The 22,283-nt window shown below is 63.1% G+C and carries 27 protein-coding genes, 1 tRNA gene and 2 pseudogenes; 4 read left to right on the top strand and 26 right to left on the bottom strand.

Annotation, left to right across the window (positions count from 1 at the left end; all coding sequences use genetic code 11):
• Window positions 1–475: 475 nt before the first annotated feature.
• The 4 genes and pseudogenes from crtI to idi all read right to left on the bottom strand — a co-directional run.
• Window positions 476–2,050 (bottom strand): annotated as a pseudogene (gene crtI / locus K1X41_RS06040) (phytoene desaturase family protein); the annotation flags it as partial.
• Window positions 2,047–2,988 carry a phytoene/squalene synthase family protein gene (locus K1X41_RS06035; RefSeq protein WP_220175577.1) on the bottom strand — a complete coding sequence of 314 codons (942 nt, stop codon included), beginning with the start codon at window positions 2,986–2,988 and terminating at the stop codon, window positions 2,047–2,049. The pseudogene crtI and the gene K1X41_RS06035, both read right to left, overlap by 4 nt.
• Window positions 2,985–4,112 (bottom strand): polyprenyl synthetase family protein, encoded by a 1,128-nt coding sequence (locus K1X41_RS06030; RefSeq protein WP_220175576.1) that lies wholly within the window; start codon window positions 4,110–4,112, stop codon window positions 2,985–2,987. The genes K1X41_RS06035 and K1X41_RS06030 overlap by 4 nt, the downstream gene beginning before the upstream one ends.
• On the bottom strand, window positions 4,109–4,660 hold the full coding sequence (gene idi / locus K1X41_RS06025; RefSeq protein ID WP_132206478.1) for an isopentenyl-diphosphate Delta-isomerase: 552 nt from the start codon (window positions 4,658–4,660) through the stop codon (window positions 4,109–4,111). The genes K1X41_RS06030 and idi overlap by 4 nt, the downstream gene beginning before the upstream one ends.
• Before the next feature lie 136 nt (window positions 4,661–4,796).
• Between idi and K1X41_RS06020 the strand changes: the two genes are divergently transcribed.
• Both K1X41_RS06020 and K1X41_RS06015 read left to right on the top strand, forming a co-directional pair.
• A complete protein-coding gene (locus K1X41_RS06020) occupies window positions 4,797–5,345 on the top strand; it encodes a MarR family winged helix-turn-helix transcriptional regulator (protein ID WP_132206480.1) in 549 nt (182 codons plus the stop codon).
• Window positions 5,346–5,862: 517 nt separating this feature from the next.
• Window positions 5,863–6,039 carry a hypothetical protein gene (locus K1X41_RS06015; RefSeq protein ID WP_220175575.1) on the top strand — a complete coding sequence of 59 codons (177 nt, stop codon included), beginning with the start codon at window positions 5,863–5,865 and terminating at the stop codon, window positions 6,037–6,039.
• 21 nt (window positions 6,040–6,060) lie between these two features.
• Here the strand turns inward: K1X41_RS06015 and K1X41_RS06010 are convergent, their stop codons facing one another.
• The 9 genes from K1X41_RS06010 to K1X41_RS05970 all read right to left on the bottom strand — a co-directional run bounded on the left by K1X41_RS06010 (window position 6,061) and on the right by K1X41_RS05970 (window position 12,758).
• Window positions 6,061–6,954, bottom strand: coding sequence for a hypothetical protein (locus tag K1X41_RS06010; RefSeq protein ID WP_220175574.1), 894 nt, complete (start codon window positions 6,952–6,954; stop codon window positions 6,061–6,063).
• A gap of 352 nt (window positions 6,955–7,306) precedes the next feature.
• Window positions 7,307–7,555, bottom strand: coding sequence for a hypothetical protein (locus K1X41_RS06005; protein ID WP_220175573.1), 249 nt, complete (start codon window positions 7,553–7,555; stop codon window positions 7,307–7,309).
• A 457-nt stretch (window positions 7,556–8,012) separates the two neighbouring features.
• On the bottom strand, window positions 8,013–8,312 hold the full coding sequence (locus K1X41_RS06000) for a hypothetical protein (protein ID WP_220175572.1): 300 nt from the start codon (window positions 8,310–8,312) through the stop codon (window positions 8,013–8,015).
• An 11-nt stretch (window positions 8,313–8,323) separates the two neighbouring features.
• Window positions 8,324–8,704, bottom strand: coding sequence for a hypothetical protein (locus tag K1X41_RS05995; RefSeq protein WP_220175571.1), 381 nt, complete (start codon window positions 8,702–8,704; stop codon window positions 8,324–8,326).
• A complete protein-coding gene (locus K1X41_RS05990) occupies window positions 8,701–9,531 on the bottom strand; it encodes a CHAP domain-containing protein (protein ID WP_220175570.1) in 831 nt (276 codons plus the stop codon). The genes K1X41_RS05995 and K1X41_RS05990 overlap by 4 nt, the downstream gene beginning before the upstream one ends.
• 70 nt (window positions 9,532–9,601) lie before the next feature.
• On the bottom strand, window positions 9,602–10,120 hold the full coding sequence (locus K1X41_RS05985) for a hypothetical protein (RefSeq protein WP_220175569.1): 519 nt from the start codon (window positions 10,118–10,120) through the stop codon (window positions 9,602–9,604).
• A gap of 16 nt (window positions 10,121–10,136) precedes the next feature.
• Entirely contained in the window at window positions 10,137–10,916 is a 780-nt protein-coding gene (locus K1X41_RS05980) for a phage minor capsid protein (protein WP_220175568.1), read from the bottom strand.
• 76 nt (window positions 10,917–10,992) lie between these two features.
• Window positions 10,993–11,208, bottom strand: coding sequence for an Acb2/Tad1 domain-containing protein (locus K1X41_RS05975; RefSeq protein WP_220175567.1), 216 nt, complete (start codon window positions 11,206–11,208; stop codon window positions 10,993–10,995).
• Between the two features lie 2 nt (window positions 11,209–11,210).
• Window positions 11,211–12,758 (bottom strand): phage portal protein, encoded by a 1,548-nt coding sequence (locus K1X41_RS05970; RefSeq protein ID WP_220175566.1) that lies wholly within the window; start codon window positions 12,756–12,758, stop codon window positions 11,211–11,213.
• A gap of 61 nt (window positions 12,759–12,819) precedes the next feature.
• On the opposite strand from K1X41_RS05970, the gene K1X41_RS05965 reads away from it, so the two are divergent.
• Window positions 12,820–13,614: a DUF6414 family protein gene (locus K1X41_RS05965; RefSeq protein ID WP_220175565.1), complete on the top strand. Its 795-nt coding sequence runs from the start codon at window positions 12,820–12,822 to the stop codon at window positions 13,612–13,614.
• Here K1X41_RS05965 and K1X41_RS05960 read toward each other — a convergent pair.
• The 5 genes from K1X41_RS05960 to K1X41_RS05940 all read right to left on the bottom strand — a co-directional run bounded on the left by K1X41_RS05960 (window position 13,611) and on the right by K1X41_RS05940 (window position 16,999).
• Window positions 13,611–14,897 (bottom strand): PBSX family phage terminase large subunit, encoded by a 1,287-nt coding sequence (locus tag K1X41_RS05960; protein WP_220175564.1) that lies wholly within the window; start codon window positions 14,895–14,897, stop codon window positions 13,611–13,613. The genes K1X41_RS05965 and K1X41_RS05960 overlap by 4 nt on opposite strands.
• A gap of 18 nt (window positions 14,898–14,915) precedes the next feature.
• A complete protein-coding gene (locus K1X41_RS05955; RefSeq protein ID WP_220175563.1) occupies window positions 14,916–15,440 on the bottom strand; it encodes a helix-turn-helix domain-containing protein in 525 nt (174 codons plus the stop codon).
• Window positions 15,441–15,518: 78 nt separating this feature from the next.
• Window positions 15,519–16,004 carry a hypothetical protein gene (locus tag K1X41_RS05950; protein ID WP_220175562.1) on the bottom strand — a complete coding sequence of 162 codons (486 nt, stop codon included), beginning with the start codon at window positions 16,002–16,004 and terminating at the stop codon, window positions 15,519–15,521.
• Between the two features lie 138 nt (window positions 16,005–16,142).
• Window positions 16,143–16,289: a hypothetical protein gene (locus tag K1X41_RS05945; RefSeq protein ID WP_220175561.1), complete on the bottom strand. Its 147-nt coding sequence runs from the start codon at window positions 16,287–16,289 to the stop codon at window positions 16,143–16,145.
• Between the two features lie 95 nt (window positions 16,290–16,384).
• Window positions 16,385–16,999: a hypothetical protein gene (locus K1X41_RS05940; RefSeq protein ID WP_220175560.1), complete on the bottom strand. Its 615-nt coding sequence runs from the start codon at window positions 16,997–16,999 to the stop codon at window positions 16,385–16,387.
• A 31-nt stretch (window positions 17,000–17,030) separates the two neighbouring features.
• Between K1X41_RS05940 and K1X41_RS05935 the strand changes: the two genes are divergently transcribed.
• Window positions 17,031–17,429 (top strand): hypothetical protein, encoded by a 399-nt coding sequence (locus tag K1X41_RS05935; RefSeq protein WP_220175559.1) that lies wholly within the window; start codon window positions 17,031–17,033, stop codon window positions 17,427–17,429.
• A gap of 8 nt (window positions 17,430–17,437) precedes the next feature.
• On the opposite strand, the gene K1X41_RS05930 is transcribed toward K1X41_RS05935, so the two are convergent.
• From K1X41_RS05930 to K1X41_RS05890, 8 genes and pseudogenes are all read right to left on the bottom strand, one after another.
• Window positions 17,438–17,866 carry a hypothetical protein gene (locus tag K1X41_RS05930; protein ID WP_220175558.1) on the bottom strand — a complete coding sequence of 143 codons (429 nt, stop codon included), beginning with the start codon at window positions 17,864–17,866 and terminating at the stop codon, window positions 17,438–17,440.
• Window positions 17,866–18,603, bottom strand: a complete 738-nt coding sequence (locus K1X41_RS05925; protein WP_220175557.1) for a DNA adenine methylase — start codon at window positions 18,601–18,603, stop codon at window positions 17,866–17,868. The genes K1X41_RS05930 and K1X41_RS05925 overlap by 1 nt, the downstream gene beginning before the upstream one ends.
• A 107-nt stretch (window positions 18,604–18,710) precedes the next feature.
• Entirely contained in the window at window positions 18,711–19,943 is a 1,233-nt protein-coding gene (locus tag K1X41_RS05920) for a DNA cytosine methyltransferase (protein ID WP_220175556.1), read from the bottom strand.
• Between the two features lie 148 nt (window positions 19,944–20,091).
• Entirely contained in the window at window positions 20,092–20,337 is a 246-nt protein-coding gene (locus K1X41_RS05915) for a hypothetical protein (RefSeq protein ID WP_220175555.1), read from the bottom strand.
• The gene (gene ssb / locus K1X41_RS05910) at window positions 20,337–20,885 is read right to left on the bottom strand and encodes a single-stranded DNA-binding protein (RefSeq protein WP_220175554.1); all 549 of its coding nucleotides are present in this window, start codon (window positions 20,883–20,885) and stop codon (window positions 20,337–20,339) included. Before ssb ends, K1X41_RS05915 begins: the two co-directional genes overlap by 1 nt.
• Before the next feature lie 19 nt (window positions 20,886–20,904).
• Complete coding sequence (locus tag K1X41_RS15930) at window positions 20,905–21,072, bottom strand: DnaB-like helicase C-terminal domain-containing protein (protein WP_220175553.1); 168 nt, start codon at window positions 21,070–21,072, stop codon at window positions 20,905–20,907.
• Window positions 21,073–21,102: 30 nt separating this feature from the next.
• Window positions 21,103–21,639: pseudogene (locus tag K1X41_RS15440) on the bottom strand (DnaB-like helicase C-terminal domain-containing protein).
• 403 nt (window positions 21,640–22,042) lie between these two features.
• Window positions 22,043–22,133 (bottom strand) — tRNA-Ser (locus K1X41_RS05890).
• Between the last annotated feature and the right edge of the window lie 150 nt (window positions 22,134–22,283).

The raw sequence follows: 22,283 nt of genomic DNA, 5'->3' as shown, positions 1-22,283 counted from the left end.
GAGCCAGATGGTGCGTCCGTGTGCATCAGACTGAACGGTCATCTCATGGTGCCACCCTCGGAGGAGTGCGAGCGGACCGGACACAGGATGGCCGATGTCTCGCATCGTGCGGTGTGCGGGACCCAGCTCGCCGGGAGCTGCGTCCTCGATCACGATCAGTTGCCTCCCGAGCGGCACGACTCCGAGGAGCCTGATCCGCACGAGCAGGCGAGTCCCAGACACGAAGGCTTCGGGGAGTGCGCCGCGCACGGGGGCCATGCGAAGGATCGGCGCGTACAGCTGGGCCGCAACCGTGGGGTCGTGGAGCGCTCGCCATGCGCTGTCGGAATCGCAGTCGAGCAGGATCTTGACGCGGATGCGGGGCGCGCGCAGCCGGGCAGCGAGCGAGCGCCGCCATGCCGGGCCACGGTGCCGGGTCACGCCTGCCCTCCTCGGTCACGCCTGAGTGGCTGGGCTCGGTCGCGGTCGCCTGATTTCGCGGGGCGATCGGGGCGGTGGGGCCCGCAGTGCGATCACCGCGGATCCGCTTCAGCACGAGCTCGGCGCTGATGAGACACATGGGCACTCCCACCCCCGGGGCGGTCGTGGCCCCGGCGTAGTACAGCCCCGAGACCCGAGGTGAGGCGTTCTGCGCCCGAAACATCGCGCTCTGGCGAAGAATATGCGAGGGTCCGAGCATGCCGCCCCGCCAGGAGTGGTAGTCGTGTGCAAAATCGTTTGGCCCGATCGTTTCACGGGTGATGATCCGATCAGCGAGATCGGGGATCTGGGCCCAGCTCGCGATGTGTGCGATTGCACGATCCGCCACTGCCTCGATCGCTGGGTCACCTGCGCCGTCGATCCCGCCTGAGCCGTAGGACACGTCGGCGGGGATGGGGACGAGCACGAAGAGGTTTTCGGAACCCGGGGGCGCCACCGCAGGGTCTGTCGCGCTCGGCTTGCACACGTAGAGAGATGCCGGATCTGGCAGCTCCGGCTCGGCGCCAAAGATAGCGTCGAAGTTCGTGTTCCAGTCTGAGGTGAAGAACAGCGAATGGTGAGAGAGCTGCGGCAGTTCCCCGCGCACCCCCAGCAGCACAAGGACCGCACCCGGCCCGCTCTCCCGGTGCTGCCACCAGTGCTCGTCATAGCTGCGCGCCTCGGCAGGCAGCAGCACCGTTTCGGTGTGGTGCAGATCGGCGGCCGAGACGACCACGTTTGCGTGCTCGACGCGCTCGGTGCCCGATGCGTCGCGCCATCGGACGCCGCTCGCGTGTAGCCCCGCCTCCTCACGCCGAGTGAGGATCTTGGTGACCTCCGCCCCGGTGACGATCTCCACGCCTTGTGCGCGGGCAAGTGCCTCGAAACGTTCGACGAGGCCCCAGAAACCCCCCATCGGGTACTGCACCCCCTCATCGAGGTCGAGCGTGCTCATGAGGTGGTAGATCGCCGGTGCTGTGCGCGGATCGGTGCCGAGGAAAATCGCCGGATACTCGAGTATCTGTCGCAACACCGGGTGTGTGAAGCGCCGCTCGACGAAGCGCTGCAGCGTGGTCGTGAGGAGGGTGGTGAGGCGCGGCAACCCGCGGAGCACCCGCGCAGTGAGGAGCGAGCGCCAACTCGTGAACGGGTTGTAGAGGAAGGTGCGCTCTGCCATGTCCGAGGTGTATTTGGCCGAACGGAGATACCGGCGTAGCTTGGCGGAGCTTCCTGGTTCGAGCTCCTCGAAGAGCGTGACAACGCGATCTGAGCCGTAGGGGACCTCCACACAGTTCGGTCTGGTGTCGGCTCCGGGCTCGGTGAAGACACGGTACCCGGGATCGAGCGTCCGCAGGTCGAGCTGCTCGCGTGCGGAAGTGCCCAGGAGTGCGAAGAAGTGTTCAAAGACGCTCGGCATGAGGTACCACGATGGGCCGGTATCGAAGCGGAACCCCGCTCGGGTGACGGTGCCGGCGCGCCCACCCACGCGGGAATTCTGCTCGAGCAGGAGCACCTGGTGTCCCTCGCGTGCGAGGAGCGCCGCAGTTGCAAGGCCGCCGATTCCGCCGCCGATCACAATGGTGCGGGTCATGCTGCACGTCGACTTCCTGCGCCGGCCACTGACTGGAGCACGAGGAGCGTCTTTGCCGCGCCGGAGACGCGCACCCGGTGCTCGAGCAACTCGGTGACCGGGGTGTGTTCGATCCGATCAGTCAGACGAGTGAAGAGCCTCCGCGCACAGTCGACCGCCCTGCGGGCGTCCGGCGGAAGCATGGGGATGACTTCCTGTGCGTCGGCGAGCTGAGCGCGGATCGTTGCGATCCACTGCGCTTTGAGGGCTTCGGTGAGCTGCGCGTCAGCGCTGAGATAACTGCGTGAGAGCTGCTGGGTGTCCTCGGCGAGATCGCGGAGGAAATTCACATTCTGAAACGCGGCGCCCAGGCTTCGCGCACCCTGCTCAAGCCGCGCCAGCGCCTCGGGAGTGACGCGGCTGTCGCGGAGGAATACGCGGAGGCACATGAGGCCGATGACCTCCGCGGATCCATACACATACGCGCTGTGTGCCGCGGCGTCGAAGCGATGATGTACCTCGCCGTGTGGCACGCCGTGCACCACAGCGCCCGCTGGTGTGGGCGCCGCCATCAGGTCGGTGCGCATAGACGCGAAGAACGGAGACGTGAGTGTGGCGTCAATGCCCGAAGCTCGTGCGGTGCAGGCAAACGCGTGCACGATCGGGTTGCTGCTGTATCCGGAACGCAGCGCTCCGTCCGTTTCGGCTTCGAGGGCTCCGAGACGTTCCTGCTGCTCGACGAGGGAGAGTCCGCTGCCAGCTGCGACGCCATCGACCAGCTCATCGGCGATGCGCACCAGTGCGTAGATATTGCGCACGTGCCGGCGATGCCGTGCTCCCAGGAGGCGCGTTGCTGCGCCGAACGACGTCGAGTACACACGTATCACCTGGTCTGCGGCCTGTTCGCACGCTTCTCGGTAATCGTCGAGTGCGTTGCACTCCGACGCACGCCGCTTCATGCGCGCCTCCCGTCGAGCGAGTCGACGAGCCCCAAAATGAACCGGGAAGTCGCCTGGGGGACCGCGCAGTCGTCCCGTGTGAGGACCTGGAGCGCGGTCCGGATCTGATCCTGCACGAGGGTTTCGATGAACTCACGCGCGCCGCATTCCGTGAGCAGCCGCTGAATCCTGCGGCCAGAATCGTCAGAGAACCCCTCAGTGCCGAGGAGCTGCTCGACGCTCGGCCACGCATTCGTCATTCGTGCGTACGCAATGAGCGCGGTCTCCTTGCCCTCCCGGAAATCGGAGAACTGGTCCTTGCCGTGGGAGTCGCTCGGTGAAAACGCGGACAGGAGATCGTCCTGCAACTGGAAGGCGAGGCCAAGATGGCGGCCGACCTCTCCGAGTTGGATCTCTGCGGCAGGAGGCGCTTCGGAAATGACCGCCGCGATACGCAGTGGCAACTCAAAGGTGTAGCTCGCCGTCTTCATCCGCGTCATGTCGAGCACGAGGCTCAGATCAGGAACGAACGCTCCGTCCGCGAGCCCCACGTCACAGTACTCTCCGGCCACGGTTTCGGTGACGGCGGCCTCGAGGAGATCAAGGACCCGCGTGCGAGCGTGCTCAGGGAGGTGAAGCCGCGCAATGATCTGGTGCGCGATCGTGAGCATGAGATCGCCGACCAGGAGGCCGCTGCTGCGGGCCCAGTGGAGCGTGCGGTTCGTGGTGTCTCCTGAGCCGTCCGCTGGGGGCGCTGCAATCGTGTTGCCGGGCATCTTGCCAGCGACGAGACAACCGACCAGATTGGGTTCGCCGCGGCGAACGAGATCCTCGTCGATGACGTCATCGTGGAGCAAGAATGAGAAGTGCAGAATTTCGAGGGCCGCCGCAATTTCGAGTGCGGCGGCACGCGGCGCTGCTGTGGTGCCGCTCGCGAGCGAGTCGAACGCACCCATCACCAGGCGGGGGCGGAGGAGCTTTCCGCCCTGGAGCCGCCGAACGGCGAGTTCCCAGAGCTCAGCGAAGTGCGGCCCGTGCGCGGCGACGCGGGCTGATCGGGCGTCCACCAGTCGGTCGATCTGTGCACAGATCTCCCGGGTCGTGGTGTCTCTTGCGGCTGGCGATCGCGTGTCGGTCCTGGTCATGCCGTGACCATCCTGTCGAGTGCGCCGCGTGCGGTGAGGAGCGGGAGCTGCTCTCGAAGCCAGGGGCTGAACACGAAGGGAGTTGCTGCAAGTGCGACAGCCAGATCGCCCGGGGCCACCCACGCCCACTCCGCCACTTCACTGGCTTCGGGCGCGAGATCGCCGCGGACTCGCGCGGTGAACACCGGGCAGATCTCGTTTTCGACCGTGCCAGCTGAGTCGACTGCCCGGTAGCGGAAGTCTGGGAGCGCCGAGTTCAGCTCATCAAGTTCGACGCCCAGCTCCTGGTGGGCGCGGCGCGTGAGTGCGCGCTCGAACGATTCGCCTGGGGCAGGGTGTCCGCAAAAACTGTTGGTCCACACGCCCGGCCACGCCTGCTTGCTGAGGGCTCTGCGGGTCAGGAGGACGCGGCCTGCCGAGTCGGTGAGGTAGCAGGAGAAGGCGAGGTGGAGCGGGGTGTCGGCACTGTGGACCCGAGATTTTTCTGCGGTGCCCACGGCTTCTCCCTCGGCGCTCATGAGCACCACCAATTCGGGATGTGTGGTCATCTCGCCTCCTTGCGCTGTGGTGACTCAGTGCCGTGCAATTTAGTAGCTATCGAGTTATATTAAACCACAGGATAATAAATCCTGAAGGAACCAACGCTGATTCGAGGGATCCACGAGGCAACTACTATTGACTGCAATGGAAGAGCGCGCGAACCACGAGACCCCACCGTTCGCCGCACTCGGCGAGGCGGGGCTCGAGGTCCCCGGCGATCCTGCAACTGAGGCGCATGAGATCGCCGAGGTGACGCGCGCGCTCGAGCGGCTCCGTGAGGCCGAACGGGGCCTCGCGCTCGCCTCTCGCGCTGCACTCGGGGTGAACTCGACGGAACTGCGAGCGTTGCAGTACGTCGTCGCAGTCCGGCAGCGCGAGGAACTCGTGACGCCAAGCGACCTTGCCGCGCGCCTGCGCATCTCGGCAGCATCCACCACCAAACTCTTGAATCGACTCGAACTCAATGGGCACATCATCAGGGGCGTGCATCCGCGCGACCGCCGGGCCTTCAGCATCGATGTGACCCCAGCCACTCAAGCCCGCATGCAGCGGGCAATCGGGCGTCAGAACGCGCGGCGAATGACCGCTGCCGAGGGCCTGAGCCGTGATGAGCGTCTTGTTGTCGCGGGCTTCCTCAACCGCGTCTCACGGGAGATCTCGGGGGACAGTGAAACGCTCTCGGGAAGCCGCTGAAGTGGGCTGCGCTGGCTGTGCTGGCTGCCTGCGTTGGCTGAGTTGGCTGCCTGCCTGCGTTGGCTGGCGTGATCTCGAGCACACTCATGCCCGATACCGTGCTGGTGCTCGGGCTCCCTCTCGTGCTCAAGATCGCCCGCTAGCTTCTCAGTAGGATCGCCACGTTCTGGACCCTCTGGGCGGCCAGCCGTTCAGCGATGCTCTCGGCGTTGCGCATGCACGCGGCAGAGTGGCGGAGATGCCGCGCGCCTCAGGGCCACCGCGGTGCAGGTCGGCGTGCACGATGCGGTTCGCGCGGCACATGACAAAGGCCCTGACTCTCCCGAAGTGTCGGGGAGTCAGGGCCTTCGCGCTGGCGGTGACGGTGGGATTTGAACCCCCCAGGGCTGAATCTAAGTCAGGGCTTCCTTGCCGTCGAGCCAAGTTTGGGGGAGCGTGAGGGGGTATCAAGGTAGGTGAAATAGGTGCGAGTGTGGGCAAAAAGTGGGCACGGGGCTCCCCCCGATACGCTGGCATCATGTTTGCTCGTGCTCGTATTGCTCTCGGTGCCGCCATGGTCGAGCACCCCCACCTCCGCGACTTCTCCACGTTCGAGATCATCGACGTGGTGGGGGAAGGTGCGGACTGGACGGCCGCGAAAGCCGCATGCCAAATCCCGGACGGCGCCCTGCTGTTGTCCTGGATCAACGAGTGATTCCGATATCTAGATCGTGACTCAAGCAGAGTCAGAGTCAGAGGGCTGGCTCTTGTCGTGAAAATCGATGGAGCCGGTCGAGAACCAACCGACGATTAAGGATGCAAGCATTACGTGGGCCTGCGCTTGCCCAAAAGTCGGATCCTCGCCACCATGCCGATTCTGCTGTGCTAGCGCAAGTGTTTCTAAGGCGCCAATGACCAATGAATGATGGTCGGGGTGCCCATCATCGCGTTGATCGAGAACGAGGTCCCAGTCCTGCTTGTCCTTGAGTCGGTTGACATACTTGGCCATGCGCAGCCGGTCGTCTTTAGGCGCGACGACACTCGCTACTGCAACTTCAGCGGCCTTCATTGCTTCAGTCATCGCCTTGCCCGTGTCGGGATCGAGCGCTCTAATGGCATCCCAGGCCGCCGACAGGTGTCGACCCGCAACGCCTGGAGCGGCTTCCGTTGCAACGAGGCCAGCCTCCTCAACGCCTGACACCAGACGATTGCTGAGCCTATAAGCGCCGTCGACTCTCGCGACCTCCACAGCAGATCCCGTGTGATCCAGATGCCAGATGAGGTTTTCAACTGAGTTAGGATACGAATTCGAGTAGTACTCGCTTTCGTGAAGCAAGAAGTCGACGAGTCGGAGAAGCCAGTCGTCACCAAGGGCGGCTGCTGACTCAACGAAGAAGTCGGCCTTCATGCGGTTATCCGCGCGTATTGTGCCATCCAAAAATGGAAACTGAACTGCCGAGCAGAGCATGTGTATACGATCTCCCGAGGTCCAGCCATAGGCGTCGCGGCCAACGTGTTTGATGGCCCAGGCTTGAATTGGGGCGTAAAGCTCCTTGGGAATCTGCTCGCGAATCGTCATTCGCTGCTGGATCTCGGATTCGTCAGCGTCCCAGGGTATCCAAACATTCATGGTTCGACTCTACTGAGAACCCACTTTCGAGCAACCCAGCCCCTATGAAGATTTACCCCATCCGCTTGACGGCGGACGCCCATATCCAAATCTCGCGTGGCGCCGTTGAGGGTGGAATGACGACGCGGATCTTCACCGCAACTTTCGTCCACTCGATCACCTTGCACTCGGCTATGAGGACATCGTTGAACGAGTAGTTGACAGGGATCGCAGCTCGCACCTTCACCCGGTTGCCTGTGCACCGTGGACCCGTGCGAGTCACGGGGCTGTGCGGCAGGGTGATGGGTTGCGGGGGCGCGTTCCCAACGTTGCGCCAAGCCCTCGATGTCCCGCATGCCTTTCGGGGGGCGGCTTACTGCTCACCGGGAACCTCCTCGGCCCTCCACAGGGTGCCCTCGCGGCGCACGGCCAGCACGAGCTTCGTGGTGAGGTCTTCGGATCCCATCACGCAACGCCACCCCATGAAAGCTGGAGTTGGGTGGGTGATGAGCGGGTGGTACTGGTGATTGGGGATCTCCGTGATCGCCACGGGCTCGCCCTCAACGCTCCACCTGGCCTCCCTGAAGAACAGTCGGACGGGGCGATCGCGCTCGGTCCACACGACAGCCCTTTCGTCCTCGGCAAGCGTTTCTACACCAGTCCATCATTCGAACATTTGTTCGATTGTGAACCTATCTCAGCGGAGTATTCATCTGTGACAGCACGGGCAAAAATGTAAAACATGGGCTCCGGTCAGCTTCGGGCGAACAAGCCTGCATTTGTGCGTCCGCTTTGAGAAACTAGGGGAATCTCTTCCGTCGGCGAGGAGTGTCAAATTCAAACAGGGAGGATCCTTGATTTATGCAACTGATGTAACGAAGTATCCGTACAACGCTTTCTGCTGCGGCTGCGGGATGCCGATCGAGTTCTGTGATCGCCGTGGACTATTCCACGTCAACGAAAGGCTCACGAGACATGGCTTCGCCCCGATACGGGACGCACAAACCACGTAGTTACCAACAGAAATAGCCCCCTCGCTCAGCGTAATGCTGATTCGAGGGGGCATTTTTGTTTCTGGACTAGGTAGTGCCGTGGCGTCCTTCAACGTTCTTCGCTGACGGCCAGAGCAGCGTGTATGCCGCCTGTGACACGACGAGGGCGAGAAGTAGCAGCACAGGCCATTGCGGGATTGTGTCACCGGTTTGGAGGTAGTACAGCGCGAGCACCGCGACCGTGAGCATGAAGCTCACCGCGATTGCGACGAGGCGCTTTGAGCCGGCCTTCCAACCGGGATGGTTGATAAGTGCGATCGCATACGGCGCGAAGAAGCTCAGCAGCGTGAGCACTCCGACCGGGATCGCGGGAATCTGAATCTCCAAGGTGTGTCCTTTCAGCGAGGGAGGTCCGACGGATACGGCGGGAGCGGGATGCCATGCTCGGCCATGTGGTCACGCTGCACGCCGATGAAAGCTCGGTAGCCGCGGTTCTCCGCGGTGAGGTCTTCGACGCGCTGCTCGAGCCGGTCGACACGCTTGTCGTTGTCGTCCCGATAGCGGCCGAGCTCTTCCTGCAGCTGATCGATGAGGCGGTCCTGGGCGGTGCGCTCTGTGGCTTTCACAGTGGCGGCAGCCGTGACCTCGGCGGTGTGCTCGGAGGCCTCAGCAACGCGCTTCTGCGCACGCGAGGTGAGCCCCGCTCCAACGACACCGCCAAGCGCGGTGCAGACGATCGCAAGTCCACCGATCAGCGCGACAAGTACCGTCGGACTCATTCGCGCCGCCGATTGATCGACCAACCGATCGCGAGCACCGCACTTAGCAAGAGCAGCGCGAAGCCCGCGACGGCGAGGGTCGCAGCTATTGCACTCACGCCTTCCCCGATCGCAGCGCCGCCGCATCGCGCTTGACAGCGTCGTAGTGCGACACCGAAACGAGCGACGTCGGGTCTTTCACGCCGAAGGTTCGTGCGACGTTCGTGTTGTACACACCGTCCTTGGACTCGAACTCGTGGAAGAATCCCGACGTCGTGTTGAAGATCGCATTGATCTGCCTGCCTGCCGGCATCGGACTTCGCGATGTAGTGATTTGCCATTTCAGTCTCCTCGGTCTTCTCACTCGCGGTGAGCGTTGGGGTTTTCTCTGCATTGGGGGTGCCAGCGATCGCGACTCGCGGCCGCAAATAGCCGACGATGCCGTTGGTAATCAGGTCTGCGATCTGCACGGCGCCCGGGTTTTGAGTGAGGCAGCGCAGCATTCGCCCGCCGGGCAACACCTCGAGCACGGTCGCGACGTGTGACCACGGATACCAGGCGGATCCGTAGTCCCAGAACGCAACGTCGCCTTTGCGGGGCGCCGCGCTAGCGGGCAGAATCTCGAACCATTCGCCCAGTCCCGCCGACGCTGCGTTGTGGTGCACGTTGCAGGGGTATCCACCGTGCGGAAAGGACCCGCCTGCGCTGGTGTAGGTCGGCCATGCTGGGACGCCCAACCACATTGCGTAGTGACTGAACTGGTCCCAGCACTGTGCTCCGAATACGCCGTCCACGTCGATGAACTGACCGCGTACGCCAGCGATATATGCTTCTATGTCTTTCGCCATAGGTCCTCCTGGAATGAATAAAGCCCCGCTACTCGGCGGGGCTTGCGTGGGATGAGAAGGGGAAGGCTGGCTAGAGCGCGTAGGTGATGGTGAATTGGGCCGAACTGCGGCTAGCGCCCGAGCGGTTCGCTACAGCGATCGTCCCGTTCGGTCGAATCCAGGCGACGCCGGCGTAGCCACCATCGAGCCAGGCTGCGGCCTGCCTGTTTTGCGGCGGGCAGAGCGCTCCACCCACACCAGACCACACATCGACACCAGCGCCTTGTGGGATCGTCCCAGTCACGTTCAGCGTGATGGACACAATGCCCTGTGTTTGAACCGCTACAGCGGTAATGACGGTAAACCCTGGTTCCCGGCTCCCACTGAGCGCGCCCCTGTAATCACCGACAAAAGTCGCAAACCGAAAATCAACCTCACCAGTTACATAGAGCTTTCCAGTCTGGAGGTCGCTGGTGGTGGTCTTCCCGCTGAGTGACACGCTCTTGTACCCAGAAACCGAGAATGCCGCGTTCTGCTTTCCGGAGGTGGTGCCTACTGGCCCTCGAAAGTAGGCGTGCCCCTGGGTTACGAAATCACTTTCGCCAGCCATCAGGAAACGAGTGGTCCTATTGCCGGGGAGCACTTGGACAGAAAAGTCGCTCCCCGGGCCTGAGGATCTTCCCCTGCCATGCGCCGCATGCGCTACACGCAGAGGATCCAATCACAGGGGTGAATGTCGTGATCCCGGCCTGGGCCATGCTTGCGACGCTTTGGTCTCGCCATGCGCGCGCTGACGCGCTGCGGGTGGCCATTTCGGAGTATGCGCCGATCGTCCACCGGCGCCCGCTCTTGTCGATGAAGCCGGTGACACTGTCGGCAATGTACTCGTCGAGCATGCGCCGGTGCAGCGCCCGCGACGTCGTCACCCCTGCGAGGAGATCGCCAACGTGCTTCGACGTCATCGCCTGGTATGCGTCTACGGGGGCGCGGAGGATGCGCTCGTTCAGTGCGCGTAGCGAGTCGCGCAGATCGAGCTCCGCCGCTGCCACGGCGTACGCGCCGCCTGCGGTGAGTGCGGTTACACCTGCACTGGTGTAAGCGGGAAAGTCAAGCAGTGTGCGCGCGATTCCGGCAGATGCGCCAGTCGCGGCCTGCTCAGCCGTCCAGCGTGCGAGCTCGTCCGGGTCGACCGTCCGGACCAGCTGCTCGGCCTGCTCGCGCAGTTCCCGGATGATGCGATGCCGTGTCGCGAGGTCTGCCGGGGTGGCGACGTGCTGGTCGGCAAGCGCTTCTAACTGGGCGCGGAGGACGTCCTCGATGCGGCGGTAGCGTTCCGCGATTGCGTGCCCGATGTCGTCGATCCATGTGGCTGGTGAGTCGCCTGGCCAGGTTTGATTGGTTGCCATTTGATCCTCCAAGTTGGGGTTGAAGGGAGGATCTTGTCGGGGCGGAAGCCAGACCCGTGTTGCTTAACTGCTTGACTTACTCGCGATCTCTCGCAATAGCGGCGTTCGCCCAGAACATCGCCTGTTCCAGATTCGTTATCGCGAGCGACTTCTCATAGCCCTCGGGCACGTGCTCGTTGATGAAGTGGGCGAGCGTTGCGCAGGCGTTGCGCACGCTGCCATGCTCTCCGCGCTTCTCTACTGTGGTTGCGGGGTGGAAGTCGAAGCGGTTGTTGATGTCTTCGGTCTGCACGGTTATTTCTCTGGTTCGTTGACCCGGTCGATGGTGAACGGATCTGGTGGTTGCTCGGCGTCGCGCTTGTTCTGGATGCGCTTGACCTCTTCGGTGACAGTGGTGTCGTCCCAGTCGGGGTTCGCACGCCGCACCGCGGTCTCGGTGCTGATCGCCCCGGCGACGTTGAGCAGCCCGATTGTCTCGGCCTCGGTCTTCGGGTCCGTGCGGCTCAGGTCGGGGAACACGACGTTGAGGTCGTACTGCCCGCCGCCCTTGCCCGAGAACAGGAGCCCGTCAAGTTCGAGTGCGACCGAGCCCATGCGGGACAGCACGCGCCGGTCGTAGAGGTTCTTCCGGGACCGCGTCCGTTCGGTCTGCTCGGTGCGTGACTGGATCTCCGTCGCGGTTGCCTGCCCGCCGGCCTGGTCAGGGTCTCCCCATGACGAGGGCGAGTAACCGGCTTTGCGGAGGATCTCGCGCACGATGCCGCGCATGGTGCGCTCGTGCTCCTCGACACGGATTGCGAACTGCGATGGGGTGAGTTCCATCCCTTCGCCGGCCTTTCCGGGCACCTGCAGGCCAACGAACATTTCTTGGAACAGGTCGAAAGACGCGCCCGCACCCGGCCCGTTCGACTTGAGGTATGCGTCGGGGACGAACATGCGTCCGGCGCCGAGCTTGAGGTCGCGCATCCACGACGAGAACGCCTCGTCGAGTGCGTCGAAGAGTGGGATGCACTGGTTGAAGTCTGAGCGGCCCGCATCCTTGAGCGCGCCCTGTTTGCGCCACGAGAGCGCGGGGGCGTTCGGCAGGTAGCCCGCGGTGAGCCGGTCGATGAACGTCGGGATGCGAGAGTCACCGTCGACGAGAGCCGCGTAGTTCTCAGTCTCTGGGCGGTCCTGTAGTGGGACGCGAGCGCTGAGGCTGGACTGCGTGCCACGGAATAGGGCGTGCTCGACGTAGCCGGGGGCGTGGTGTTCGAGGTGTCGCCAGTAGACGTGCCCGTCGAGGTACTCGGACCAGAGCGTGACCTCGACGAGTCGGCCATGCCGGAACACGGGGATTGCGGTGTCTGCTGCGGCGTGGTCGAGCCAGACGTGGTCCTCGATGCTGGTGTCCCAGCGGGGGAGGATGATCGTCGCGCCGAGCGCGCTTTTGATTTCACCCTGCGCGTTAAACGTCGCGTGGGCTTCGTCGCTGTTCATGAGCAGGTCGAGGCGCGCCTTCGCCACGGGCTCGGCCTTTGCGTCGCCGAGGAAGTTGGTGACGGGCGGGTCGCTGTACTGCAGGTCGGAGGCGAGCGTCGCAAGGTCCGCGGGTGCGGGGACGTGCAGTCGGGTTCGTGACTCACCGGCAGCGACTGGGCGGCCCCAGAACGCGCGCGCCATGGTGCCAACGAGGCCGCCGCGGTGCGCCTGTCCTGCACGGGTGTGCGTCGCGCCGCCCTGCCCTGAGTAGAGCGTGGCGAGGGTCTTCGTGTCGCCGGTGAGCCAGGCATCGTTCTCGGCATACTGTGCGTACGCGGGCGCCCAGGCCTTCGGGGGCCATGGGGTGTTCGCGGCAGGCATCGGCATTTGGTTACCTCCCGGTAAGGTCAGAACATCTACGAACGTTGGGAAAGGGTCTCGGATGCTTAAAGACTTTGTTTATTTCGACGAAGGACTGGTACTTAAGTTCGCTGCCCAGCTTGATGGTGGCCAGCGAACCCGTCTGACAGAGAAGAAGTCGCGACGTCGTCGGGGCGGCGTGACATTTGGTACGAAAGCTGCGGGGGCTGAGGGATCTCGAGAGTCCGGTGAGGATCGTGAAGTTGAGTTCACGGATGACCCGCTTGCAGCGTTCGACCGGCTGCTTGCTGCCGGTTCAGAGCGCCCTGATGAACTCTCATGGGTCGATGTAAATGATCCTGAAACGGATCTCGCTGGAGTGGGGCGTGGTTTTACTATTCATGGAGAAGTCGACTTCGCTGTTCCCCCTTTTAGTCGTGTCGTAGGCAGCAAAGAACAGCTCCAGAGCCTCGCTCAACTCTCAACACTGATGGCCGGGCTCGCCCCGCTCATGGGGAATGACACGCCCGTGTCTCAACTCGACATGGAACGCGTCGAAGGCGTCACGAAACTCGCCGATTCGATGGGGGGCCAGATCAGTGTTATTGGGGCCTTTAATGAAAGTGCGTGGTCTGTGGCCGGACCGCTAAGCGGAGAGGTAGACATTGAGGACCTTGATGGACCCCTCATCTTTGTTGGGAAGATACTAGAAGTTGTTCCCGCGGGAAGCCACAAGTCCTTGATGGCGCTTCCCGGTATGGCGGTGCTGACTCGCGAGCAGAGGCGCAAGATGCAGCAGGAGCCGAGCGAGGGACAAGAAGACAACTGGGTCAGTGGGCCTGCGCTCGTCCTGAAGTTCCTTGCAATCTATCGCTAGGCTGCGAGCGAGTAGACCTCGTGTTGCCACTGTCCGACCGTGGACCGGATCGCGTATCTCGCGGCGTCCATGGCGTGGTCGTCTCGTTTGACGACTTCGTCTCGGCCCTCGTCTGAGGCTTTCTCGTCCCACTCGTACTCGGTGACCTCAGCGAGGAACGTCTTGCACCGTGACGACACGATGAGCTTGTCCTGCGAGAGCAGGTTCGCGATGTCGGCGATGCCGTCGAGCACGGCGTTGTCGGCCGCCCATGGTGTGAGGTTGTCGGAGTGGAGCTGCGCGCGCATGGACGCGGCGGATGGGTCGAGGAACACGTACTCGGGTTGCGGAATGTAGACACCTTCGGGGCCGTGCTTGCCCTTGAGCCAGTCCCGGAACAGCCGACTGAGTTCGACGTCGGGGATCGTTTCGCCGTGGTGCTCGGCGGCTGAGTAGTGCCATTCGTCGATGAAGACGAGGCGCGGCTGTGGTTCGTCGGTGAGGCCGAGCAGCAGGGCGGCGGTGGTGTTGGTGGTTCCGTAGTCCATGCCGACGGCGAGGGTGCGCGCGATCGGTGGCAGATCGGCGTGGTCGATGAGGTGTCGGTCCTCGTTCCACATGGAGTAGACCGCCCCGGCGGCGTTGGTCCACTGTCCCTCGATGAAGCGGAGGTAGAAGACGCCCGCATAGCTGGCTTTCATCTCTGTCTTGAACTGTGCCGAGAGACTCGGGTTGTCGTCCATGTTGAATGCGAAGTGGACGAGGTTCTTCTCGCGGGCCTTGAGGATCCAGTTCTTCCGCAGCCAGTGGTTCTTGCTGCCCGGGTTCGTGGTCGCGAGCAGGCGTGCGCCGTCTACTGACAGGCGGGTGACGAGCATGTCCCAGAACGCTTCCGGAATGATCGTTGCTTCGTCGACGTAGGCGAGGCTGACGGTGAGGCCGCGGATCTTCGTCTCACTGGATGCGTCGTTGGCGCCGTAGAGGTGCACGGTGCGGCCGAGGATGGTCGCTGTCTTCGCTCCTGGCGTGTACTTGATGTACTTCGTCAGGGCGCCGAAGATCTCCGGGTTCGTGAGCAAGCTGAACAAGTTGCCGTTGATCGTGTCCAGGGTTCGACCAACGATGATGATCACGCCAGTCTTTGGTGCGCGCAGCACTGCGAACAGGAACGCGAACAAACTGATGAATGTCTTGCCTGAGCGGACAGCGCCGGACCAGGATGCGATCTTCGCGGTGGTGCAGTCAGCGACGCTGAGCAGCTGCGCGCGCGACATGATCGACGTGAGACCGGCGAGGGCATCCAATTGCTGCCCTCCTCATCGTCACTCTGCGCTGGTGTCGGTCTCCGTCTCGGGGGTACGCAGCACCGCCGCAGCCGCGAGGATCCCCGCCTCGAGCGACTGCACCACCGACTGAGCGCCGCTGACGTCGGGATCCTTCTCCACGATGCGGGTCAGCTTGTCAAACGTGATCCCAGCCATAGTGAGAGCGTTGCGCCGTACCTCGATCGGAGCGCGCTTGAGCTCGTGCTCCTCGTAGGTGTTGTCCTTGCCGCCGAAGTTGTACACAAGATACGGCTTGTCCAGATCGTCGAGCGCTTCCTCCGCCCGCTGCAGCATCTTCTCCGCAAGACGCTGACGCCCCGCTGCAAGATCAATCGAATGCGCAGCCACAGCCTGAGCCGTACGAGCACGATCAAACGCAAGCCCATCCTCCTTTGCCCACCGCGACACCGTCGACCTGGACACACCAAGCCTCTCCGCGATCGCCCGCACACTCAGCTCCTGCGAGTGCAGCTTCCGCAGTTGAGCGCGTTTAGGATCGGGACGTCTCGCGGCGTTGGTCATTGGTTGCTCCTCGAGGGGGTTCGGGGATGGGTAAGGCCCGCGTTCCTACTATGAAGCGCGGGCCTTTGGCTTGTGACGTTAGGCGTTTCGTTCGATGAGGAGGTTGAGTCCGCTGTCAGGGTGGTAGGTCCACTGGGCGGCGAAGTCTCCCCATGTTGCTTCTCTGGTTCCGTCGAGTGAGCGGGTTTGGCCGATCTTGGTTTCGAGTGACTCGGGGGCCTCGAGTTCTTTGAGGAAACAGAAGACTTCTTCGCCTGATGCTCCGTAGGAGAGTGTGGCGCCGGAAAACTCGATCGAGTTTCCGTCATCCATGACGGTATATGCGTCGCGGCCGATCAAGCATTCGTCTGCGGCGTCTTTGAACTGGGTGCTGCGCGCGTTGTTTGCGAGGACGAGCGGGATCGTGATCGCGGCGGTTGCGAGGAGTACCGCCCCTGCAGCGATGCCGATGATGAGTGGTTTCTTTGACTTCTTTGGCTGCAAACCGGAGAGAGAGTTCAGGGCGTTGGTCGCGTGTTCATTGTTTGCCTGCGATTCAGGCAGCGGCGGCGGTGCGTAGGTCATGGTGTCTAAGTTAGCCGACGGTGCGCGCGAGCTGGGGGGGCGCCGTTGCTCGCGCGCACTGCGACGTTCGGAAGGAATGAGAAAGGGCCGGCGCTTTCGCGTTCCGGCCCACTTACTCATTGATTACATTAGGGGGGTTCACCGTAGGTCGAGCAAGTCCTCGGCGCTTAACGGCGTGTCTCGCATGATTCCGCGGTTTCTGTCGTCTCGCTCGATGGTCTTGCGTAGCCATGTGAGCAGGGTTTCGTGGTCGACAATTCGGCGCCGCTGGTCGTCCCAAGTCATGGGCATCCCGTGCCGTCTCCACCGCTTTATGGTGATGACGGCACGGCCTACGCGCGCGGAGGCTTCGCGGTAGGTGTACCAGGGGCGGTTGGTGATCATGTGGTGCGTTTCTCCCAGGTTTGTTCGCAGCTGTCACATCTTGCGCCAGTGAGACCGTCAGGCCCCCATAGTGGGCGGATGGTGCGCTCGCCGCAGGTGGGGCATGGTCGGGGCCGGTACGCCTTGAACGCGGGTTCTGCGCGGGGGTAGCGACCGCGCATCTTGCGCACCACGTCGGCGAGCTGGTCTGGTGCGTCGTGCAGGGTGCTGTCGTGTGCGATCTGGTGTGTGCAGGCGAGTAGCCAGGTGACGATCTCTGTGGTCATGGCGAATGCCTCGTCGGGGCGGCACAGGGGGATGCCCTGGGGTTCGTCGCGGCCTCGCCACATTCCCTCACGGAGTGCGCGCGGGGAAGCGCCGCCGATCTTCTCTGCGACCTCGCGACCGAAGAGCACGAGGGTGGCGTAGAGCAGGGCGGCGTCGTCTGCCGGATCTACCCGATAAGGGAGGCGGGCCTGCTCGCTGCTGCCGCTCACGCGTACCGCGGTGGTGTCCTGCGCGGCGAGTGTGTTCTCTGCGAGCTCGCGCATGTGGAGGATCTGGAACGGGGCCTGGCGAAGGTGCCAGGCGAACCACTTAGACCAGATGCGCTCAGACTGCTGGCTAGCCACTTGCATTCTCGACTCGGATAGGCTTCGATGCGTGAACGGTGGTGAGCTTGCGGTAACAACGGTTCTCGTGATCGTTGTCGCAAGTTGGCTCTTGCGGCGAATGACCTTGTGGCTCAACAAGGCAGCCTTCGCTGTTGTTCCGCCTTTGAAGGAACCTCTTCTGTATCGAGCGGGAAGGCCGCTGATCGTGTTCGCTTGGACCGTCTCCGTCATTGCGGTAGGAGGAGCGCTGGTGCTTCCCTACCCAGGCCTCTGGGGGCCAGCCGTGCTGGTTTTTTCGGTGGTCTGGACGATCAATCGGAAGACTCTTGTGGCATACATCTCTTGGCTTGCTCCGGTCGACATTGCCCTTGAAAAGGGTGATCGAATTGTTCTTCTTGGAGGTGCTGCTGGCACTCTGGTTGCTTATGTAGCAACGATTCCTGTCTAGGGCCGCGCTCATCGCCCAACACCTCCCAGTGGGAAGACTTTCAGTGTGCGCCCGTCGTCCTGCACGGATAGCTCGACGCCGGTGTAATCCCAGTGCTCAGAGGACCGTCCACCGGTCCGCCCGACCAGGGTCACACGCGTAATGTGGGACAGCTTCGCTTGATGGACCTGGTGCTCATCCGGATGGTTCTTGTACCAGCACCGCCAGCAATGCGGGTAGCCGCCTTCACCGTCGAGTCCGGCGACGTAGTCGAGCTTGTCGCCGCAGTCGCCGCACCGCTCGCTCGTAGGTTCCTGTGGTGTGACACCAGCAGCAGCCAGGAGAGCAGAGCGAACTGTCTCCGCGCTAGGTGGCTGAGCGCCGCCGCCCTCCTCGAGCCATGCGACCCCCAGAATCTCGCGTGCGGCTTCGATCTGTTCGGGTTTTGGGTTGGTCATCAGCGAGCGTCCTTTCCCTGAAAAATGAATAGCCGCTCGGTGCGCATCTCTCGGGTCCCAGACCCAATGACCAGGGACTGCCTCTTGGTGCCCTCCCAAACTGCGCCCCACCTGGGCGGAGCTTCGTACTCCGAAACGAAAACGTCATGCGATTCGGATTGAGTTTCTGCCCACTCCCAAAACTCTGCAGAGTCGAAGCCAACCGCATAGCGCTTCGCCCTTGCAGATGCAGCGTAGGGCGGGTCACAGTAGATCGCTGACGGTTCCCCACAGTCCAGGGGCCAGGCTCGATAGTCCTTATGGAACACATGAACACGACCACGCATCATGTTGTCGCGGTCCCTGAGAACCGCTCGCACTGATTCGGCCTGATGATTTCGTGGCTCACCATTCGCATTGAACCCTCCACGAGCGAAACCTTCGAACCAGCGCCCTCCGAAGCTTCCACCTGCCCCGGCAAACCCTCGTTCCGCGCTCGGCTCGGTCGCGTACCTGAGCTCCTGGTAGCGCTCGTAGGTGACCGCAGGAGGAACCCAGCCGGAGAGTACTGCTTGCCACATCAGCGCGATGTCCTCATGCCCGTCACCTGCCAGAACCTCGTCGAAATGCGGTGCGAGGGCGGCAGTCATGGCTCCCCCTCCCAAGAATGGTTCGTAGATTGTTTCTGCAAGTGTGCGAGCCCGGATCGTCTCAGCCACAACCTTCGCGATCCTCCCTTTGCCACCGACATACCTCATTCGTTCTCTCCTTACTTCCCGTGGTGCGGGGCTGGTCGTGCTGGAAAAATTGTGAAGCTGCTCCGGATTCGGGGAAATCTGCATAGATTTACCTGCGGTTGTCGTGCTCATCCGGCGACCTCCGCGAACACGTTGTCCCACGCGTCACGCTCAGCTGGCGGAGCGAGCAGCGCACCGAGGATCGCAGCGGCCATTAGCGGCGGCACCGCGTTGCCGATCGCGAGGAAACGCTCACCCTGGTTGCCCGGCCACACCATGTCAGGCGGGAAGCTCTGCAGCGCAGCCGCCTCGAGGTAGGTCAACCGCAGCGACGTGCCCGACTGCTCGCTGTGCTCGTGGTGCTCGCGAGCTGTGATGCGCGGATCCGCGGCAATGGTCGTCGCCGGGGCGTCGAGCCATTCCCAATCGCGCAGTTCCTCACGGAAGACGAACCCGCCAGGTTCCATCCCGCCGGCATTTCCGCGAATGGTGAAAGCCGGTTGATCGAGCGTGCGACCCGGGCGATCACCGTGCCGCTCGACCATGCCTGCGCCCATCGCCTTGCGCACTACCCACTGCGAGCGGTCTGCCTTGCTCGTGATCGTGGATGAAGGGTGATCCCCGTCGCGAACGCCTCGATTCTCATAGTCTCCGTTCGTGCTGTAGGTGCTCATGAGGCTGCCCGGCGTTCCGCCCAGCGCCTCGGCCATGCTCACCCACTTCTCGACGCCCGGATCCAGTCGGCCCGGATCCGTCGAGTAGTAACGGGAGTGTGTCGGGGTCGGCGGTACGACCTTGCCGTCGAGCCGCGCGATGAGGATCGCGCGCTTCCTGGTCTGCGGAACACCAAACTGCTCCGCCCTCATGACCTCGACATGCACTGAATACCCGAGGCCACGCATCACGTTCGCGTATGCGTGCCACACGGGAAGCGCCTCGGGCACCTGCTCGAGGGCGACCAGCTCGGGGCGGTGCTGCCAGATGTGAGCGAGCGGGACAAGCACCAGCGCCGTGCGCGGATCCAGACGCTCGCCCAACGCGATCAGCTTGTCGACGTCCCTGTATAGGCCCGCGTCGATCGCATCGAGCACGTCGCCGAGCGCCTTCCGACCCTCACCGCCACCCGCGATCGAAAACGTCTGGCACGGAGGCGAAGCGATGTATAGCCGGTGCGCGGGCACTATCCACGGGAAACACAGACCCGACCACACATCCCGGTAGATCGTGTGCATTCCGCTCGCGGTGCGGAGCCGAATCGCTGAGGGCGCGATCTCAACCCCGTACTCACGGACCCCGAGCCACCCGCACGCGACACCCCAACCGACGCCGGCGAAGACGTCGAGGGCCGTTGTTTCGCTCATTCGTTCTTCTCCTGTCTGATGTCGGCACGGAACGCGGCGAGGCAGTCCTTGCATGTCGCCTGTGGCGCGGGCACAACCGGGGTTCCGGTGCGCCCGCAGTACGCCCGGCGGGGACGGTCCCCTGCCATGCACTTTCGGTCTGCCGTCTTCACAGCACAACCTCGCCACGAGGTGTCATGAGCTGCTCGCGCAACTGCCGGATGCTGCGCACTTCCATGTCCTCCGCGATCGCCGCGTCGGCGCGCTCGGCGGCCTCGATGAGTTCGAGAGCGAGATCGCGGGCCTGTTGGGACGAGTACGCGGTGAGCTTCTTTTCCTGACGGAGCTCAACCCGGTATTCGTCGGAGACCACGACCGAGGCGATCTCGATGGTGATCTTCTCGCTGATCGCCATTAGAACGGCTGCTCATCGTCGAAACCGTCGGTGGTCGCCGCGGCTTCTGCTTGCTGTTCTGCGGCCGGTCTTCCCCACGCTGATTGTCCCTGTGCAGCGCCGTACCCGCCGCCGTCGGTCTGCCCGTACGCCGGCTGCTGCCCGTAACCCTGGCTCGCGAAGCCGCCACCGGCAGGCCCACCGGATCCGGCCCGCGTGATTGACGTCGTGGCGTAGCGGAGCGACGGCCCGATTTCTTCCACCTCAAGGTCGAGGGAGGTGCGCTGCTGTCCATGGTTGTCGGTGTAGATGTGCTGCGTGAGACGACCCTGCACGATGACACGTGCGCCCTTCGTAAGCGAAGCGGCAATGTTGTCGGCGTACTCTCCGTACGCGCGGCAACCGAGCCACAACGCTTCGCCGTCCGACCAGTCGCCCGATTGGCGATCGCGAACGCGCGGCGTGCTCGCGATACGGAACGTCACCCAGGGCTTACCTCCCTGCGATACCCGCGGCTCCCGGTCCGCGACGAGATTTCCAGCAACGGTGATGAGTGGTTCTCCGGCCATGATCTATACCTCTCCCGGCTCAAGCAGAGCCGGTGGTTTCGTGTTCCTTCTGGACGATGCGTGCGAACTGCCCCTCGAAGCGGAGCGTCCTGGTTCCGGATTCCCCTTGTCGGTTCTTCGCGGTGATGAACTCCACGTCGGAGGTCTTGACGAGCTTTCCGCCGGTCTGTTCCTCGCCGCGGTGCATGAGCGCGACCGCATCAGATGCGTGTTCAAGTCAGGCGGATCCGCGCAAATTAGAGATGATCGGGCGCGGGTTTGGGCGGTTCGTCACGTTGCGGTTGAGCAGCTCGAGGATCAGCACCGAGCAGTCGAGATGCTTCGCGAGCTGCTTACTGGCGTTCGCTCAGTCCTCAAGGTCCTGCTGACGAGACGCCGAACCCGGAGGAGACTTCACGAGGCCGAGGTAACCGATCGCGATCAGCCGCAGATCCCCTTTCCGGTGCAGAGCGTTTGCAAAGCCGGTGATGTCCTCGAAGCGTGCGCCGGGCCGATCGTACGCCTCGAGCGGGAGCGCCTGAATCGTGGCCTCGGCGGCTTTGACAGTTGCCCACCCGCTCGCGGTGAGCTTATGGTTCTGCAGGGCACCCTGGTGGACTCCCTGCATCATCGAGATCAGACGCTTGAGCAGTTCCCTCTCGGTCATCTCAAGAGAGAGGTACCCGACCCGTCCGCCAAGCTCCGCGACATGCTGAACGAGCTGTAAGCCAATGAACGACTTGCCACCACCTGAGCGAGCCGCGACCGTGTACAACGACTTCGGCCTGAGACCGCCGATCATCGCGTTCAGTGACGGCTACAGCGTCGGCGTGAACGACGCCTGAGGCTACATCCCCTCGACCACCGTGCAGCACATAGTCCGGCCCATGGCGGCAGCGATGACAATAAATACCTACGCGGACCAGTTCGCCGATGATCTCGATTCTGTCGCTCAGAAACTCGATGAGGAGGTCGATCCGTTCCTCGATGCGAAGCGGGGTCACTGAAGCGTCTCGCGTATCTCGCCCCCGGAATCACAGAAAGTTCCGCGGCCAAGAATCGGCTGCGGAACTTCGGGGTTTCTCACCTTTGGGCAAAAGTGGGCAAGCGCCTCGTCTGAGCAAAAAGAGAAACCCTCGCGATCCCAATGCTGGAAAGGGATCTGCGGGGGTTTCTACTGGCGGTGACGGTGGGATTTGAACCCACGGTAGGGGGTTACCCTACACGACTTTTCGAGAGTCGCACCTTCGGCCGCTCGGACACGTCACCGCGGAAAAGCATACGTGACTCCGGGGGTGAAACGGAAATCGATGGCGGCCGGCCGGGCGAGTCGGTCGTTCCTGGCGCGAGCGAGAACAGTCGTGGAAGGGAGGAGAAGCCCGAGCTAACGACGATCAAACCGAACTTCTTATGCAGATA

Source organism: Leucobacter luti, from assembly GCF_019464495.1.
GTDB lineage: Bacteria > Actinomycetota > Actinomycetes > Actinomycetales > Microbacteriaceae > Leucobacter > Leucobacter luti_A.
The sequence above is the reverse complement of the archived record's forward strand: the minus strand, read 5'-3'. Positions and strand labels throughout refer to the sequence as shown.

Excerpts from the sequence above, each read along its gene's own strand:
- K1X41_RS06035 (WP_220175577.1), bottom strand. The coding sequence starts at position 2,988 with ATGAAGCGGCGTGCGTCGGAGTGCAACGCACTCGACGATTACCGAGAA.
- K1X41_RS06030 (WP_220175576.1), bottom strand. The coding sequence starts at position 4,112 with ATGACCAGGACCGACACGCGATCGCCAGCCGCAAGAGACACCACGACC.
- idi (WP_132206478.1), bottom strand. The coding sequence starts at position 4,660 with ATGACCACACATCCCGAATTGGTGGTGCTCATGAGCGCCGAGGGAGAA.
- K1X41_RS06020 (WP_132206480.1), top strand. The coding sequence starts at position 4,797 with ATGGAAGAGCGCGCGAACCACGAGACCCCACCGTTCGCCGCACTCGGC.
- K1X41_RS06015 (WP_220175575.1), top strand. The coding sequence starts at position 5,863 with ATGTTTGCTCGTGCTCGTATTGCTCTCGGTGCCGCCATGGTCGAGCAC.
- K1X41_RS06010 (WP_220175574.1), bottom strand. The coding sequence starts at position 6,954 with ATGAATGTTTGGATACCCTGGGACGCTGACGAATCCGAGATCCAGCAG.
- K1X41_RS05995 (WP_220175571.1), bottom strand. The coding sequence starts at position 8,704 with ATGAGTCCGACGGTACTTGTCGCGCTGATCGGTGGACTTGCGATCGTC.
- K1X41_RS05990 (WP_220175570.1), bottom strand. The coding sequence starts at position 9,531 with ATGGCGAAAGACATAGAAGCATATATCGCTGGCGTACGCGGTCAGTTC.
- K1X41_RS05985 (WP_220175569.1), bottom strand. The coding sequence starts at position 10,120 with ATGGCTGGCGAAAGTGATTTCGTAACCCAGGGGCACGCCTACTTTCGA.
- K1X41_RS05980 (WP_220175568.1), bottom strand. The coding sequence starts at position 10,916 with ATGGCAACCAATCAAACCTGGCCAGGCGACTCACCAGCCACATGGATC.
- K1X41_RS05970 (WP_220175566.1), bottom strand. The coding sequence starts at position 12,758 with ATGCCTGCCGCGAACACCCCATGGCCCCCGAAGGCCTGGGCGCCCGCG.
- K1X41_RS05965 (WP_220175565.1), top strand. The coding sequence starts at position 12,820 with ATGCTTAAAGACTTTGTTTATTTCGACGAAGGACTGGTACTTAAGTTC.
- K1X41_RS05955 (WP_220175563.1), bottom strand. The coding sequence starts at position 15,440 with ATGACCAACGCCGCGAGACGTCCCGATCCTAAACGCGCTCAACTGCGG.
- K1X41_RS05950 (WP_220175562.1), bottom strand. The coding sequence starts at position 16,004 with ATGACCTACGCACCGCCGCCGCTGCCTGAATCGCAGGCAAACAATGAA.
- K1X41_RS05945 (WP_220175561.1), bottom strand. The coding sequence starts at position 16,289 with ATGACTTGGGACGACCAGCGGCGCCGAATTGTCGACCACGAAACCCTG.
- K1X41_RS05930 (WP_220175558.1), bottom strand. The coding sequence starts at position 17,866 with ATGACCAACCCAAAACCCGAACAGATCGAAGCCGCACGCGAGATTCTG.
- K1X41_RS05925 (WP_220175557.1), bottom strand. The coding sequence starts at position 18,603 with ATGAGGTATGTCGGTGGCAAAGGGAGGATCGCGAAGGTTGTGGCTGAG.
- K1X41_RS05920 (WP_220175556.1), bottom strand. The coding sequence starts at position 19,943 with ATGAGCGAAACAACGGCCCTCGACGTCTTCGCCGGCGTCGGTTGGGGT.
- K1X41_RS05915 (WP_220175555.1), bottom strand. The coding sequence starts at position 20,337 with ATGGCGATCAGCGAGAAGATCACCATCGAGATCGCCTCGGTCGTGGTC.
- ssb (WP_220175554.1), bottom strand. The coding sequence starts at position 20,885 with ATGGCCGGAGAACCACTCATCACCGTTGCTGGAAATCTCGTCGCGGAC.
- K1X41_RS15930 (WP_220175553.1), bottom strand. The coding sequence starts at position 21,072 with ATGCACCGCGGCGAGGAACAGACCGGCGGAAAGCTCGTCAAGACCTCC.